Consider the following 17,465-nt stretch of genomic DNA (forward strand, 5'->3'; position numbering starts at 1 on the left):
CAGCAGAGAAAATATGACTACTTTAAATCAGAAAAAGAACGTGTGGGAAAATATACTGAACGCCTATGTTTTGATCGCGATTCTGATCGTTGTCAGCGCGGTAGTCACTTACGTGGTTCCGGCGGGGACCTATGAGCGGGTGGTGGACGCCGTCACAAATAAAACCGTGATCGACCCTCAGAGTTTTCAGTTTGTGGAGAATACGCCGGTAGGCGTTATGGATACCCTGCTTTCCATTCCGAGAGGCATGCAGGAGGCCGGTTCGATCATATTCTTCGTGTTCATCGTGGCAGGAGCTTTTGAAGTGCTCAACAGGACCGGCTTTACCGAGGCCTTTGTGAACGTGACGCTTCGGAAATTTGCCGGAAAGGAAAAGATCCTTTTCCCCATCGTGGTCACCGTTCTGTCCTTTTTTGCAGCCACCATGGGCATGGCGGAGGAGGTGGTGATCTTCATTCCGATCCTTCTGGCGCTGTCAAAATCACTTGGATACGACGAGCTGGTAGCGGCGGGGCTGGCCTACTGCGGCATTCGGGCCGGCCATATCAATGGTATGATGAATCCTTTCAATGTGGGGATCGCCCAGAGTTTTGCGGAGCTGCCCCTTTATTCCGGCCTGTGGTACAGGAGCATCTGGTGCGTGATCACCATAGCGGCCACGTCGGTCATCCTCTGGCGGTACGCGGTCAAGATAAAAGCTGATCCCACGAAAAGTCTGATGTATGGTGTGAATCAGGATTGGGACACTGTAGATCTGCGGCAGCTGGAAAACTCAAAATTCACCCGGACGCATAAGATCTTGGGCGTCGCTTTGCTGGCCGTCTTCGCTTTGATCATTTTCGGCGTGATGAAATACGGCTGGTATCTGGACGAGATCGCGGCGCTGTTTCTTGCTTTCGGCGTGGCCGTAGGCCTGATCGCCCGGTTTCAGGTGTCTGATATTGCAGAGCAGTTTCTGTCCGGCGCCAGAAGCGTACTGGCGGGAGCGCTGGTCATCGGTATGGCCAGAGGGATCCTGGTAGTGCTTCAGGAAGGTCAGATCATTGACACAATCGTGTATTATGCTGCTGAACTGCTCTCGGGCACGCCTAAGGTGATCGCGGCCAACGGTATGTACGTGTTCCAGTGGCTGCTGAATCTCATCATTCCATCGGGCAGCGCCCAGGCGGCCACCACGATGCCTATCATGACTCCCATTGCAGATGTACTGGGGATCAACCGTCAGGTAGCGGTCACGGCCTTCCACTATGGCGACGGCGTCACTAATCTGCTCACGCCGGCCTGTGGTCCGCTGATGACGTGTATCGCACTGGCCAAGGTCCCGTATATCAAATGGCTGAAGTGGGTGGTGCCCATGCTGATCGCCTGGACGCTTATCGGTTTTGCGGCGGTGACCGGGGCGCAGCTGATCAACCTGGGACCTTTCTAAATGACCGGTATTCTGCTGTTTTCGTTCACGCTGTGCGCCACGGCGCTGGGAGGGATCGCGGGGCTGGGCGGCGGCATTCTCATCAAGCCCTTCCTCGATTTCATGGGATTGTTCAGCGTTGAGCAGACGAACCTGATCTCCGGGATCACCGTGCTGTCCATGACGTCCGTGTCAATGGCCGCCCTCCTGTGGAATGCAGCCTGGAGCGTGGTCGGAGGGGGAACGCAGGGAGCGGGAAATGCAGCTGATGCAGAAGGTGCGGCCAGCCCTGCAGCCCCAGTCAATAGAACGGGCGGAAGCGTGGATATGGCCGCGGTCCTTCTGCTCTCGGCCGGTTCCGTGGCGGGGGGCGCTGCCGGAAACCGGCTGTTTTCCCTGACTGTGAGCCGCCTGGGAGGGGAACTCTGCAGCGTACTGCAGTCAGCGCTCCTGCTGCTGACTGTGCTGTTCATTCTGTGGGCTGCGATTAAAGAGAGAAACACGACCCTTCACAAGATCCTGAGATCGAACGGGGACGGAAAGGCTGCGGCGCTTGGCGGCCGCGGCGCTGAGACTGGGATCGGACTGGTCCTGGGTCTCTTTTCCTCCTTTCTGGGGATCGGCGGGGGACCGGTGAACGTGATCGTGCTCCGGAGACTGTTTGCTCTGGATATGAAGGCCGCCGCCCGTACCTCACTGTATCTGATCTTTTTCGCCCAGGCCGCCAATCTGGCTGCGTCTGCTCTGGTACAGGGCGTTCACGTGGAAGATAAAAAGGCGCTGGCGATGTTTATGGCTGCGGGGATCATGGGGGGCATGATCGGAAAAGCATGTTCCGGGAGAATCAGCGAAGGGGCGGTGAGGAAGACATACCTCTTTCTGCTCGGGGTGATTCTGGTCATGGTCTGCGCCACTCTGACGGGAACGCTCAGACAGGTCCTTTGAATTCCGGCGGTTTCAAAGATCAAAGGCAAGGGAGGGTGCTCGCGCATCCTTCCTTTTATATTAAAATCCAAAAACCTATCGTGAAACATGATATCTGAGGATCGGCCAAACCGCCATGAACGCCGCCGGAAACAAGCTTCTTTCAGTTGTGGATCTTGAACGATCAGGTTATAATAAAAACAGCTCGATAGACGAACCGTTGAATATTGCCGAAGTGGAATGGAGATTGGGATGAAGGTCGAAAATGCCAGAGTTGAATACAAATCGATCATCAACGATAAGTTTGAGAAAACGGTGGTTGGCTTTCTGAACAGTAAAGAGGGAGGCATTTTTTACATTGGCGTAGACAATACGGGTGAACCAGTACCCTGTGTGGATATCGACAGTGTTCAATTGCAGGCCATCAATCGGATCCGGGATGGAATTCTGCCTGCGACCCTGGGATTGTTTGATGTGGATATTGAGACGATTCAGGATGTGGAGACAGTGAAGATAACAATTTCCAGCGGACCGGCAAAGCCTTATTATATTAAGAGCCGTGGAATGTCGCCAAGCGGATGCTTTATCAGAACCGGCGGCGCGACGGAACCGATGAATGAGGACATGATCTCACTGATGTACGGCAGGAGGGTGGCCAGCACATTGGGAACGCTGACGTCGCCGAGACAGGATCTGACGTTTAAGCAGCTGAAGATCTATTATGAAGAGAACGGATTTGAACTGAACGATCAATTTAAAAGGAATCTGGAGCTGCTCAACGAAGAAGGAAAATATAATCTTCTGGCATATCTGCTGGCCGACAGCAACGGCGTGTCCATCAAAGTTGCCAAATACAGTGGGACGGATAAGGTGGATCTGATCGAAAATGAAGAGTACGGATATTGCTCCCTGCTGAAAGCGGCATTCAGCGTGCTGGATAAGCTCAGGATAGAAAACACAACATTTGCGAAGATCACGGCGGGAGCCAGATTTGAACAGAAGCTGGTGGATGAGGTGGCCCTGCGGGAGACGGTGATCAACGCCATGGTGCACAATGACTACACAAAGCTGGTTCCGCCGGTCGTAGAGATATTCTCAGATCGAATGGAAATAACGTCTTATGGAGGTCTGGTGGCAGGGCTGAGCAGGGAAGACTTTTTTAACTGTTATTCGATCCCGAGAAACCGGGAGCTGATGCGCGTGTTTAAGGATGTTCATCTGGTGGAGCAGCTGGGTTCCGGAATGGGACGAATTTTAAAAGCGTACGATTCTTCGGTGTTTCTAATAACTGATCATTTCATAAAGGTAAGATTACCTTTCGCTCACGCGCCGCAGCGGAAAAAGAAGTTGGCAGAAGAAATGGCAGAAGAAATGGCAGAAGAAATGGCAGAAGAAATCCTGCGTCTGCTGGAAAAAGATGATCTGCTCACGTTAAAAGCTTTGGCAGCTGCATTGCACGTATCTGAACGGACGGTCAGCAGGAGAGTGGCGGAACTGAAAGGTCTTGGAATGCTGGAACATCTCGGCTCTACGAAGAAGGGGCGCTGGAGAGTCAAACGATAGAATTGAAATGCAGGAAAGCTCGCTGTAATCACAAAGATAACAGCGGGCTTTTTTGATCGTCTTTCAGGAATTGATCGAACAGGAATTAACACAGAGAAAGAAACAAAAAGCGTTCGTGAAATATGTTATTTCACGAACGCTTTTTTTCTCTTTTTACATCCTTAGTATAGACAAATTTCATCTTTTTGTAAAGGATTATTGTCATTTTTGATCACAATATCGACAAAAAGGGATTTTTTTCATACGAATTTGTGATCGAAGATCAGGGGCGTTACCAATTTATCCCTATTTCTGCTGCACATAAAAATAATAAGCCGTCAAATTCGCCGTCAAAACTCTGGTTTCATGAGGGCCTGCCACCGTTGAAATTTAAGGGATGCAAGGGCGGGGCGTTTCGTATGTTGTCTTGGACACGTTATTTATAAGCCGTCAGAATAAGCCGTCAAAAAAATTGAATCCCTGTGATTGCAATGCCTGGAGGGCGAAATTCGTGAAATAACATATATCACGAATCAAGACAAGTATTTTCGCTCTTTTATCAGCTCATCCGACGGCCGGCTCACGCCGGCCGCTGAGATAAGGGACGCTCACGGACCCACATCTGTGAGCGTTCAGAAGAGGCGAGCCGGCGGTCCCCACAGCCGCCGGTATTCTGTCTCTCCGCCGGATGTGAAGGGAATGGAAGAAACGATGCAGACAGAGGCGGCATATTCGCGCCGCATTTAGATAAGAAGGAGTTAGCGGGCGGCTGAGCGGCGATATGGTATTGCCCCCGACCGCGGTAAGTGTGAGGAAGGTGAGAGAGAAGTATGAGCAACAGAGGTAAGGCAGCGGGAAAAAGGGGACGCAGTCCGGCGGGACGGCGGGTGTTGGCACTGGCCCTGAGCCTGGCGGTGGCCTGCGGGATGGCCGGACCGGCCGGCGGAGCCTTCGCCTGGGGAGCGGAAAGCGATTCTGGAAGTCTGGAGGGTCTTGGGGATCTGGGACAGGCTTATCTGGCGGAGAGTGGATCGGGCGGGAACGCAGAGACAGAGGGCCTGCTGAGCGATGAGGTCAGCCTCTTTCAGTCGGTGGACGGCGCGGATCTGCGGACTTACGCTGCCCAGGCGGACTGGTATCTGGGCGTCAACGGCATGGAGACGGCGAAACGGTTGTATACGGAGCAGCAGACCACGGATTACGGTGGAAATGTGGTCATCGTGCCCCACGAAAACACGCCCTCCGCTCTCCGGCCCAATTACGTCATCATCGATCTGGCGCTGACCAAAACCGTGGCCGGCGGGGCGAGCTTTGCCGCGGATCAGATGGTGCTGACGGTGAATGGAACGGCTTATGAACGACTTCTGTCGGACGGCTTTCTGACCAACCACAACTACACGGCATTCCCTAATACGGAGGTACTGGCCGGAAGCAAGACGGGAGACGTGGTGTTCGAGGTAACAGATGTGGACGCGGCGGTCATCGACGCAGGCTGGAAGGCAGGGATGGAAAGCGGGACGATCTCGCTGACGGCGGGTCCTGTGACCGGCGTTCCGGCGGAGGTCAACGAGGACCAGATGACTGCGGTGCCGCTGGGAGGGTATCTGGTGGATCAACAGTTTCAGGCGGAGCTGGACCTGCTTGCTACCTACAAGAGCGGTACGTATACCATTGAAAATCCTTTATTTGTCCGTGACCCTTACGATATCACGCCGCTGACGGGAATCGCCATGTTCCAGACAGCCCAGGAGGCGTCCGCTGTGGAGGTGACCATCCGCGGACAGGACGGCGACGCCGACACAGTGTATCAGGTGGAGACCAGCGGGACGACCCATCAGATCCCGATTTATATGCTCTATGCGGGCTGTCAGAACACCATCGCGCTGCGGGCCCTGGACGCCGCCGGAAATCAGACGGCGGCAAGCGGAGATATCTCCAATGGACAGACGGACACCAGCGGAGTATCCGGATACGAGACGGTGACAGTGACGGCTCAGAGCGAGCTGCCCATGGAACCGGGTTTTACTCTGTTATGGACTGAGCACATGACCGTCATCGACGCTACGGGAAAACCGCGCTGGTATCAGAGCATGGGAGTGGGAGGCGAGTCGGGAGCCAATCTGCTGACGGACCGGGGAACCATCTATTTTACGGACCGCTGCAACGGCAGAGTGGGAAATCCCTCCATAGTCTACGAGATGAACTGGAGCGGCAAGATCATCGCCCAGTATTTATACAAAGGAGATTCGGACGGATATCCGGACGCCCATCACGATCTGGCAGAGAGCGCGGACGGATCACAGATCCTGTACGGGATCAACAATGATATCGCCAGCAACGCCATCCGGGTGGTGGATAAGAACACGGGAGCAAGCATCAAAAAGCTGAGAATGTCTGCCATCGTCACGAAGACAGCGTCAGGGGACTGGTCTCATTTGAACACGATCACTATGCTGCCCGATGAACCGGGGGTCTATCTGCTTTCCCTGAGGAATCAGGATCTGGTCATGAAGTATGATCTGGACAACGACAACGTGATATGGGCTTTTTCGCCGAAGAAGGAGTATCACGAGGCGAATAATCCAAAACTGGCGGGAAAGATGATCACGCTGGACACGGCCACGGCAGACAGGAATGGCCAGCCCGCGGCGTATTTCTATCACCAGCACGAGATCACCATGCTTCCGGATCAGGACGGCGACAGCGGCACCGAAGATATTCTGCTGTTCGACAATCAGCTGACCGGACCGGGACAGGGGAGCTACAGCCGCGTGGTGCATTACCGCATCGATCTGGCAAGTAAGACAGCGCGGCAGATCTACTCTGCGAAGCAGGCGTACAGCTCCTATTACGGAGGAGCGGAGCTTCTGACGGAGACGGGGAATTACACAGCTACCGGAGCATCAAAGGTTTACACCCAGTATTCTCCCACCGGAGAGACCGTGTTCAGCGCGGTAGCTTCTGGGCTGATTTTCAGGAGCTTTCAGGTAAACTGCGGAGACATGACCAGAGGTTATATACCGCTGGGAACCCTGAGGGGAAAGGCTTTTATGAGACTGGGAGAGGAGACGCCCTTCGTAAAATACCAGTTGACCGCCAAGCCGGCCGCTGAAGCCGTCGCGGCGATCGAACAGATCGCGGTCCACGGTCAGCAGCTCATGCTGAAGGGCAGCGCGTCCTACAGCAGCGCGACGGCAAAGAAAAGCGTTCAGCTGATCGCCGACGACGGAAAAAATCAATACTGTTGGCCGCTGATCAGCGCCAGCACCGCAGACGTCTTCGACAATACGGTAAAAACCGCCGTTCCGCTTTCACTGGGCGGTCTGCCTCAGGGCAGATACAACCTGGGGATCCGGGTGGAAGAGAGCGGAACAGAGGCTTACTGGGCCAGCCGTTATTATCTGGAAAAAGGCGGTTCTATCCAGGTGTCGCAGAGCGACGACGTGGGACAGCGGGAGGTTGTAGAGGAACTGATCGCCAAGGCCAAGGATCCTGACAACACGCTGACCAATCCGGTGGTGCTGGTCAATCCATTTGGAAAAGCGCCGCTGTCGGGCATGGCGGCCTTCCACACGGCGAGAGCCTGCAACGTACGCGTGACGGTAAAGGGCAAGCCTGCCGGCGGCGACGAGGTGCCAGCGGATGTGACATATGAGATATCTGGCGGAAAAACCACGGATCACGTGATCCCGCTGATCGGTCTGTATGAGAATTACAACAACACGGTCGTTTTGGAAGCCGGCGGTCAGACCGCGGTGGTCCGGGTGAAGGTTGGAGAGATCAATCAGGATCATATCAGAGCGGGAGCGGTGACGGCTTCTGCAGTCCAGAGGAACGAAGCGCTGCCCGGGCTGACCTTTATGACGCCGGCAGGGGCCCAGACAGTGCCCTTCGCCATCGACGTGAACGGGGAGGTCCGCTGGGTCTACGAGTGCGCGGCGGCGGCCCCGGTGGAGACCAAGCCCCTGCACAACGGGCATTTCCTCGTACCCAGCGACAGACCGTCCACAGAAATTTTCGTGACGGATGCGGAAACTGTGCTGGAGATCGACCTGGCAGGCCGTGTGTATGCTGAGTATTTTCTGGACGGCATGCCGCATCACGAGGTATTTGAACGGAAAAACGGAAATTTAATCTTTGCTCTTTCGAGAAGAAACAGCACGTCCATCGAGGACTATATGGTGGAGGTGGACAGGGAGACGGGACAGGCGCTTCGGACCTGGGATTTCCGAAAGATACTGGGGATCCCGGAATATGACGCTTCCTATGATACGGAACAGGGAGGGACGGACGATCCCAACGCGCCGCACAGAGCTCATCCCAGCATTCAGTCGGCGGCGGGGAATCACCCGTACTCCGACTGGTTCCACCAGAATTCGCTGGATTACGATGAGGGAGACCCGGCGGATCCCTCCGACGACGCGATCTACGTGACGGCTCGTCATCAATCCTGTCTGATCAAGATCAACGCGGAAAAGGCGGCAGGTGAGAACCCCGATCGGGAAGCGCTGGAATGGATCTACACAGATCCCTCCTGGCTGCCGCAGAGCACACTGGATCTGAAGGCATTGGTACTGAAGCCGGAGGGGGCCGCGGACGCCCAGCTCCTGGAGGATCTGCAGATTTTAGAACCGCAGGAACAGCTGGAGGAGACCGCGACCACGGAGAGCGGCATTGAGACCGGCGGCGACACTGTCACGGATGGCGGGATCGGGACAGAGAATACCCAGATGCCGGAGAGCGGCGGCGCGGCGGAAAACGGAACGCCGGATGGCGGAAACGCAGCAGACGGCGCTGAGGACACGGAGGGCGGCACGACAGACGACGCCGAAGGAAGCGGCGCTGTGAACGCGCCTGCCGCTCCTGGCCAGGAGGGAGAGCCGCAGGAAACGCCGGAGAAAAGCCAGCAGGAGGGCGAATCGACTGCTGTTACCGGTCTGCTGAAAGCGGGAATGACTGGAAGTCTTACCACGGATACGGGGAATGTCGGCACAGCTGCCCAGGGTACCCTGACCGACGCGCCGGACGCTGCGTCCCCAGCGGCATTAACTGCGGATCTGACTGCTGCGGCAGGGGGCTCCGAGTGTCCCTATATCTACGGGCCTCACGCGGTGGAAATGCTGGACAACGGGGATCTGATCCTCTACGACAATCATCTGTACGGCTCCAAGACGGAGATGCTGGCGGCCACGGGACTGTTTTCCAGAGCTCTGCGCCTGCGGGTGAACGAGGAGAACAGGACCTTCCGCATTCAGTGGGAGTACGGCAGAGAACTGGGAAGCAGCCACTATACTCCCTTTATCGGTGATGTGGATTACCTGGGTACGTTCCTGGCGCCGGGTCAGGAGGTGACGGACGAGCATTATCTGATCAATTTCGGAGGGATCACGAGAAACGCAGCTGGAGATGCCTGCGACGTGGTGGCGGCCATGCTGGGCGGCACCATATCGGCGGAGACGGTGGAATATAAAGACGGAGAGATCATCTGGAGCGCCAGATTTGAAGGCGGTCCGGGGAAAGTTTCCTCCGCGTACCGGGCGGAGCGCGTGGACCTGAGCCAGGTTCCATTTTCCAGCGAAGATTATGCAGCCTACAGTCCGCTGGAAAACCGCGGTATGTACGCCAACACGCCTCAGGCGGCGATCCCGGCAGGCGTTCTTGACACAGCGGGCCGCGGTGCGATTCCCATCGTCTGGAGTCTGCTTCAGGACGAGGGAAACCGGCTGATCGGCAAGTTCACACTGCCCCACGTCATGACAGATACTGCTTCCGAAAACGCAAAGCCCAGGGCGGTCTACGCCGTTTTGGACATGGGAACGGAAGGCCGAAGAATATACGAGGTGGGTACGGTGGCACCCCTGAACATGGGGGGGATCAACGTACCGGGCTACTATAAATTTGAAATCATGAAAGATGACAAGGCGACGCAGATCCAGCTTCTGATCGAGAGAAACGACGGCGTCTGGATCCTGGGAGAGACGGGAGAGGTAGCCTCCGCCAATATGCAGTACGTCACGGGGGAGGTCCCGGTCATCGATCCGGCGCCGCCCACGGTGAATGTCAGCACTCAGGCGGATGAGGACAGCCTGGCGGGAAGATTCGCGGCGTCGGCGAACACATCCTGGGCGTCGGTGCTGTTGGTTGCAAAAGGCGGTCTGGAGCCTGGAAAGAAATACGTCTATGAGGATCCCGCCACAGGAATGCAGACTGATCTGGCGTACTCGCCAGTCCACGGGGGCTACGTGCTGATCGTGCCGGGGAAGGATCTGGCGGCTATGGATGTGGACTCCCGTGTCAAATCCACGGCGGGAACCGTAGGGCGGATCCGGGCCGGAGTGGTGGCCGACGACTGGATGCAGAGCGTCAACGGCGTGTACCGGAGCCTGATCACGCCCTCCGATCTGTTTTACATGTCGGCCCGGCTGGCCGACGGCGGGGTTCCGTATCTGGATCCGGAGCGCGTGATGGCCATGGACGTCACCGGGGATCTGGTGATCGACCTCAGCGATTTCACTTCACTGATCAACGCCTATCTGTACCGCGGGCAATAGAGCGGGAAGATACGGTTGATAGATAACATTTTTCATACGAGAGGATAAAAGGAGGAGAAGACGTGTTAAATAACAAGTTGGCGCGAAGACGCGGCAGATGGCTGGCCTGTCTGCTCATAGCCTGCATGGTGATCACATCTTCGGGCGTGATATCCATGGCGGCAGGAGAGGGCTGCGGGGACGCGGCGGAGGGAGCCTTTACGGTGGGAGACGGGACGGCTGAGTCGCCCTATGAGATCACAAACGCGGCTCAGTTCGATCACATCAGGGAACACCTGACGTCGAGTTTCGTTCTGAAGAACGACATCGACCTGTCATCCATCAGCAATTTTGAACCCATCGGCATTGCGGGGGGTACGCTGAGCAACTTTACGGGAACCCTGGACGGCGGCGGGTTCAAGGTGAGCGGTTTCCGACAGACGGTTACGGCTGCCAACAGAGACGGGAAATATGTTGTAGCCGGACTCTTCGGTTACGTGGCCCAGGGCGGAAGCGTCTCAAACATGCAGCTGGATGATTTCAGAGTGTCGGTGGAAATGGCCGGCGTGAATATCGGCGGAGTTGTCTGGATAGGAAGCCTGTGCGGCGCCGTCGGCGGCACATTGAAAAATGTCCGGGTGACGGATGGAAATGTGGACGTGGTGACAGGGACGACAAGCACGATAGATGTGGGAGCGGTGGTAGGATCTCTGACGAAAACGGCTCAATTCCAATCCATCTATTCTAACACGGCGGTGACCTATAATACGGGAAAAGCGGCGAATATAACCGTACTGGGGAATAACGCGGGCAGCGGGATCGGAGCCATAAATGACTGCCTGTTCGTCGGCACTCTGACCAAGGCAGGCGGTTTGGATGCAGAGAAGATCGGTTTCTGCGGGACGACCACAAACTACGCAGGGGACAGCTATGTGCTGGACACCTACGCCACGGAGGTCAGCTTCACGGGCAGAGCCACGAAAAAGACAGCGGCTGAACTGACAGCTGGGGACCTGTTTACCCTGGACGCAGCCTACTGGACGGCGGAGGTGGGCAGCTATCCCTATCTGACGACATTTGGAAAGCCGGATCCTGCGACGATCATAGTGACAGGTATCACAGTTACTGCGCCCGCGGCGGTCATCGATACGAAAGGCGGTACGCTTCAGATGAGCGCGGAGGTGGTTCCGGAAAACGCAGCAAATAAAAATGTGACATGGAGCGTGGACGACGAATCCAAGGCGGCGATCAGCGAGGCAGGACTGCTGACCGCTTCGGCGGATGGCTCCGTTGTAGTCACGGCTGCGGCGCAGGACAGGTCCGGCGTCTCAGGCACCTTTACGGTCACCATCACGAATCAGTCTGGAACGGCCAGCGTCTGCGGCCACGATGGAGAGGGAGCCTTTACGGTGGGAGCCGGGACGTCCGCGTCGCCCTATGAGATCACTAACGCGGCTCAGTTCAATCACATCAGGGAACACCTGACGTCGAGCTTTGTTTTAAAGAACGACATCGATCTGTCATCCCTCGGAAACTTTATCCCCATCGGGATAGCAGGAGGCACGCTGAGCAACTTTACGGGGAACCTGGACGGCGGCGGATTCAAGGTGAGCGGTCTTCGGCAGAGGATCGGGGCTATCAACAGAGATGGGAGGGCTGTGGTGGCCGGTCTCTTCGGCTATGTAGCCCAGGGCGGAAGCGTCTCAAATATGCAGCTGGATGATTTCAGTGTGTCGGTGGAAATGCCCAGCGCGAACGCGGAGGGAACTGCCTGGCTGGGCAGTCTGTGCGGCGCCGTCGGCGGCACGTTGAAAAACGTAGCAATAACGGACGGAACCGTAGATATTGTGTTAGGGAAGGCAACCATTACAGATATAGGGGCGGTGGCCGGCTCCCTGGCGGGATCAGCCCGGTTTCAGTCCGTCTATTCCGACACGGCGGTAACCTATAATACGGGAAAAGCGGCGAATGTAACCGTACTGGGGAATAACGGCGGCAACGGGATCGGAGCCATAAATGACTGCCTGTTTGTCGGCACTCTGACTAAGGCAGGCGGTGTGGATGCAGAGAAGATCGGTTTCTGCGGAACGAACACAAACTACGCAGGGGACAGTTATGTGCTGGACACCTACGCCACGGAGGTCAGCTACACGGGCAGAGCCACGAAGAAATCAGATGCTGAGCTGACAGCGGGAGATCTGTTTACGCTGGATCCCGCCTACTGGACGGCGGAGGCGGGCAGCTATCCCTATCTGACGGCATTTGGAAAGCCGGCGAGCGCTATGAAGGATTCAGTTGTGACAGCTGCGCCCTCCGGAGCGCCGGGCATCTTCGGAATGATGAGCCCCGCCACCGGGTACGGGACAGTCAATACCATTATTAAGACCAAAAGACCGGTCAGCTCCGGTTCCACATTGCAGTACAGCGACGGCACAAATAACTGTGAGCTGTATTATTCCAGAGTACTGGACGCTTTTCTGGGCTATGTGCCTGCCGGTGTGACCGTGGAGGATGTGACTGCAGGCGTGTCCGAGAAGACAGGGACCGTGAAAACGATCCGTTACGGGATCATCGGAGATGGAAGAGACAACAGAGATGCGGTGGGATTTAAGGATCTGTATTATTTTGACAAGACCGTTCTTCTGGGTCAGACTGTGCCCAACGGCCAGTTTGAACGGATGATGGCCATGGATGTGGACGCCAACTTCGAGCTGGATCTGGCGGATCTGATGAGCATCATTCAGAATTATGTATTTGGAACAGAATTCAGCAAAGCGGAATAGTGTACGGAGAGACTTCGGAAAGGAGTCGGAATGAAGACAGGAATGAGGATCAGACTTGCCTGGCTGCTGGCTCTGCTGCTGAGTTTGACTGGAATAGCAATGCCCTCGGCCGCTTTTGCAGCCGAGGGAGACCCCACCCTTCGGTTCGATATGAGGACGAAGGACTCGGTTTCCGGTTTAAAAAGCGGAGATGAGATAGAGGTCGAAGTTGTCATGAGCCGTTCGGACGGCCTTGCGGATGCCTATCGTTTTTACGGTGTGCAGCTGGATATTCGCTATAATAACCAGCTGTTTACGGTCTCCGAGCTGAAGAACGCGGGACTGAAGCGGCCTGACGGCGAAAACTGGAAGGGCGGCTGGACCTGCACTTCCATCAATGGGGCGGCAGGGACGAAGCAGATCCGGGTCTTATGTACCAATCTGGGACTGGCTGGAGGATTGGGCAACGCGGATGTGGTGCCGGGCGGCGAGGTGATCGTTGGAAGTTTTCTTCTGACCGTAGGCCAGGACGCGCCGGATCAGGTGGAAACAGTGGATTTTGCAAAGGTCCTGAACATCGGTTCAGACCTGAAAAAAGGTCCTGCCGAGGTGGGCAGCGTACTGAGTCTGGCCTTCGCTGTCTCTGAAAGCATCGGCGGATCGGGATCGGGTACGGGCAGCGGCTCAGGAAGCGGCGGTTCCGGTTCTGGAAGCGGCACGTCCGGGAGCGGCCAGTCGGGATCCGGTACGGGAACCACGGAGGGGAGTTCCTCCGCAGGTACAGACGCCGCAGGACAAGCGCCACCTTCCGACGGGTCAAAACCGCGGGTGCGTTTTGAAGAACTCACCGACGTGCCGCAGACCCATTGGGCCGCGGATTCTATCCGCTATCTGGTGGACAGAGGAATCGTGGTGGGGAACGCGCAGAAACAATTTGAACCGGAAAAGAGAGTGACCAGAGCGGAATTCTGCCAGATGGCGGCCAATGCTTTTGGATATGAGCAGAAAGGCTCCGGCACTGCTTTCAGCGACGTGGGGGAGAACGACTGGTACTGCGGCGCGGTCACCGCTCTGGCGGAAGCCGGAGTGGTGTCCGGAACAGGATCCGGGCGGTTTGGAGCGGAGGACGCCCTGAGCAGACAGGATATGGCGGTCATACTGTATCGTATCATGCGGGATCGGAATATGACGCCTCCGGTGATCCGTGAGTTTGCGGTTTTCGACGACGAAGCGGCTGCGGCGGATTATGCGAGGGAAGCGCTGATGGAGCTATATTGTACGGGGGTCATAAGCGGAACGAGCCGGACGACGCTGTCGCCGGCAGAGTTTTCCACACGGGCGCAGATCGCCTCCGTGCTGATGAAATTATTGCAGAGTGAAGTGGAAGGGAGGTGATCGCACTATGGAACGAAGAAGAATCACAGCGTATATATTGTCGCTGATGATGCTTGTGACCGCCGTATTCTCCGGAATACCGGTTTCCGTCTATGCGGACGAGAGCGTGTCGAACCGCGTGCTTCAGTCGCGTCTGACACAGACGTCTCCGGCAAAGGAAAACTACGCGCCGGGTGATATCATCCAACTGGAGGTGTCCATAGCGGCGGCGGACGGACAGCCCTATGGCGTTCGTGGATACGATAACACAATCACTGTGGACGATCGTATTTTTGAGGTAACGGGCACTACAGCCGCGGCGGCGGGTGTGGTCATAAACGAGGACTATCTGCCGGCTTCCGGGGATCAGATACAGAAGCTGAAGTTAGTCTACTGGAACAATAACGCGCCTGTTCAGACGGGAAGTCTGACGCTGGGCGCTGTGACGCTGCGGGTAAAGAACAGCGCGGTCACGGGCAGTACGGATGTCGCACAGCAGGTGGAAGGCGTTGAGCTGACCGACGGCCTGATCCCGGCCAGCGTTCAGAGCGACAGCCTGAGCTTTGCCATCAAGGACAGCCGGGCCGCTTACCATTTCGGACTGGCTGTGAAGGGCGGAGCTGCAGAAGGTATTTACACGCCGGGAGATACCCTGACGATCCAGTCTTTTGTGACCTCAGACGCGGTCACGGTGGAAGCCGACATGGCGACAAACGATATTCTTTACGACCCGAATGTATTTGATCTGGTCAGCAGCCAGCCGGCTGTGGGAGTACTGTTGTCTTCGGCTGCCGAGGGCGGCCAGCGGCGGATCACGACGGTGTATAACGGCGGAGCCGCGGCGTCGGCAAGTCTGAGTCTCTGCGAGGTTACGCTGAAGGTTCGGGAGGGCGCGGCGCTGGGCGCTACGGCCATCACTCAGAAAAATCACGCAGTCTACTCCGGGGGCCTGGAGGCCACCGCTGTAACGTCGGATACTGTGAACCTGATGGTGAAACAGGCTGGCAGCGCGGTCTTTACCATGACTCCTGCCAGATCTGAAGCGGAAAAGCCCGGATACGCTCCGGGAGAAGAAGCGACCTTTTATCTGACCGTGGATGTGGGCGCAGCTTTTTCACCCAGATTCATCCAGGGTGAGACGGCGTATGCCACGGATGTGTTTGAATTTGTGACAGTATCCGCGTTGCTGCCCGATACGCTGGTCAACCAGCGCGGCCAAAGGATCATCTGGCTCCACCATGACCTTCAGGATACTCCGCAGACCTACAGCGGACCTGTCACACTGGGCAGCTTCACGCTCCGCGTCAAGACCGCCGCGCCGGAAGGGGCAACGTATCTGAACATGAACGACGCGAATATTGAGGATGGGGACGGAATGCTTTACCCGGGTGAAAATATCAGCGCGCCCAGCCTGCCGGTCACGATCCAGGCGGCTGCGCAAATCGCTCTCACGGGAAATGTCACCATCGACGGGGCCGCCAGATTTGGCGAGACGCTGACAGCCAATGTGAGCGGAATCGCGCCGGCCGGTGCGACCTGTGATCTGGCCTGGTACAGAGCGGGCGCCGCGGGGGCTGTGGCCACAGGGGCGACCTACACTCTGACTGCGGCGGACGTCGGCAAGGTGATCACGCTGAAGGCCACAGGCACGGGAGCATACACCGGCGAGCTGACCGCGGCGACCACAGTGGTGGAAAAAGCCGCTGGACCGGCGGCGCCTGCAGCGCCTGCCCTGGCATCGAAGACGGGCGCCACAGTGACTCTGACTACCGTGTCCGGACAGGAGTACCGGAAGGGAACGGACGGTCAGTGGCAGACCGATGGCGTGTTCAGCGGTCTGGCGGCTGGGACCCGGTATGAGTTCTATACGCGGGTGGCGGAGACGGGGACTCATCAGGCGGGAGCCGTGAGCCCGGCGCTGGCTGTCACGACGGATACCTATGCCATCCATATGGAGAGCGGCGGAACGGTCCTGACCAGCGGAGCGGTAGCTCTGAGTCTGGGAACGGCCACAGAAGACTACACGGCGGCTGAGTCTGCCACGATCACGATCAGAAACAGCGGAACGGGAACGGTGACCGGCCTGAAGGCGGCGCTGAGCGGAGTCGGAGCAAACAGCTTCACGCTGGGGACCCTGTCGGCCAATGAGATCGCCCAGGGCGCATCCGCAACCTTTACAGCCGCACCGAAGACCGGTCTGGCTGTGGGGACGCACAGGGCCACAGTGACCGTGACCGCGGACAACAGCGTGACGGAGAGCTTTGACGTGACCTTTGAGGTGACGGCGAAGGCGGCCGGCGTGGCGGTGAGCGGTACTATGAGCTTCGGAGCCGGAAAAGTGGCGCAGATCCAGGCCCTGACCGCGGCAGCCGGACTGACCATAGACGCGGCGGCTGACGGGACTGTCATCGGCGATTACACGCTGGGTGTGACGGAAGGCGTCGATGGGACGAGCAATCAGAAGTATGCGACCTTTGCGGTAACAAAGACCGGGGAAAGTAAGGCTACGGTATCCGTGAGCGTGTACGATACCGGTGCGGGACAGAACGCTAGTCTGAGCAACGTCAGTCTGACGCTGAAGGCTGACAGCCTTGACGCACAGGGTTACACATTTACGCTGAACGGCGTGGCCGCTGGCTCGTACAAGATCGTCACCTACAAGAAGAATCATACGACAGCCACGATGAACGGGGTGGCCGTTGCAGAAGCGGACATAGCGCTGGGACAGAATATGGTGATGCTTGCGGGAGATCTGGACGGGGACAATCTGATCAATATTACTGACTACGGTTTCTTGACAGGACAGTATGGTCAAACATACGAAGATTATGATTTAACAGATGATATTACAGTAAATATTGTAGATTATGGTTTGCTTACAGGAAATTATGGAAAGGGACGAAATCTATATGAGTTTTAGGGCAG

7 protein-coding genes are annotated in these 17,465 nt (G+C 56.7%); all 7 read left to right on the plus strand.

Translation table 11 applies throughout. From position 1 onward, the window contains the following. Positions 1-13 precede the first annotated feature (13 nt). The 7 genes from E0E37_RS08080 to E0E37_RS08110 all read left to right on the plus strand — a co-directional run bounded on the left by E0E37_RS08080 (position 14) and on the right by E0E37_RS08110 (position 17,460). Complete coding sequence (locus E0E37_RS08080; protein WP_130862526.1) at positions 14-1,429, plus strand: YfcC family protein; 1,416 nt, start codon at positions 14-16, stop codon at positions 1,427-1,429. After that, on the plus strand, positions 1,430-2,353 hold the full coding sequence (locus tag E0E37_RS08085; protein WP_130862527.1) for a sulfite exporter TauE/SafE family protein: 924 nt from the start codon (positions 1,430-1,432) through the stop codon (positions 2,351-2,353). It abuts the gene before it with no gap. A gap of 231 nt (positions 2,354-2,584) precedes the next feature. After that, entirely contained in the window at positions 2,585-3,895 is a 1,311-nt protein-coding gene (locus E0E37_RS08090) for an RNA-binding domain-containing protein (RefSeq protein ID WP_130862528.1), read from the plus strand. Positions 3,896-4,704: 809 nt separating this feature from the next. Next, a complete protein-coding gene (locus tag E0E37_RS08095) occupies positions 4,705-10,425 on the plus strand; it encodes an aryl-sulfate sulfotransferase (protein WP_130862529.1) in 5,721 nt (1,906 codons plus the stop codon). Between the two features lie 62 nt (positions 10,426-10,487). Beyond that, positions 10,488-13,187: an Ig-like domain-containing protein gene (locus E0E37_RS08100; protein WP_130862530.1), complete on the plus strand. Its 2,700-nt coding sequence runs from the start codon at positions 10,488-10,490 to the stop codon at positions 13,185-13,187. A gap of 30 nt (positions 13,188-13,217) precedes the next feature. Beyond that, positions 13,218-14,561 (plus strand): S-layer homology domain-containing protein, encoded by a 1,344-nt coding sequence (locus E0E37_RS08105; RefSeq protein ID WP_130862531.1) that lies wholly within the window; start codon positions 13,218-13,220, stop codon positions 14,559-14,561. Between the two features lie 7 nt (positions 14,562-14,568). Next, positions 14,569-17,460, plus strand: coding sequence for a hypothetical protein (locus tag E0E37_RS08110; protein WP_130862532.1), 2,892 nt, complete (start codon positions 14,569-14,571; stop codon positions 17,458-17,460). The last annotated feature ends 5 nt before the right edge of the window (positions 17,461-17,465 follow it).

This window comes from Bacilliculturomica massiliensis, assembly GCF_900605495.1.
Taxonomy (GTDB): Bacteria; Bacillota; Clostridia; order Peptostreptococcales; family Anaerovoracaceae; genus Bacilliculturomica; species Bacilliculturomica massiliensis.

What these genes read in the sequence shown, in the direction of transcription:
- E0E37_RS08085 (WP_130862527.1), top strand. Translation starts at nt 1,430, where the DNA reads ATGACCGGTATTCTGCTGTTTTCGTTCACGCTGTGCGCCACGGCGCTG.
- E0E37_RS08110 (WP_130862532.1), top strand. Translation starts at nt 14,569, where the DNA reads ATGGAACGAAGAAGAATCACAGCGTATATATTGTCGCTGATGATGCTT.
- E0E37_RS08105 (WP_130862531.1), top strand. Translation starts at nt 13,218, where the DNA reads ATGAAGACAGGAATGAGGATCAGACTTGCCTGGCTGCTGGCTCTGCTG.
- E0E37_RS08095 (WP_130862529.1), top strand. Translation starts at nt 4,705, where the DNA reads ATGAGCAACAGAGGTAAGGCAGCGGGAAAAAGGGGACGCAGTCCGGCG.
- E0E37_RS08080 (WP_130862526.1), top strand. Translation starts at nt 14, where the DNA reads ATGACTACTTTAAATCAGAAAAAGAACGTGTGGGAAAATATACTGAAC.
- E0E37_RS08090 (WP_130862528.1), top strand. Translation starts at nt 2,585, where the DNA reads ATGAAGGTCGAAAATGCCAGAGTTGAATACAAATCGATCATCAACGAT.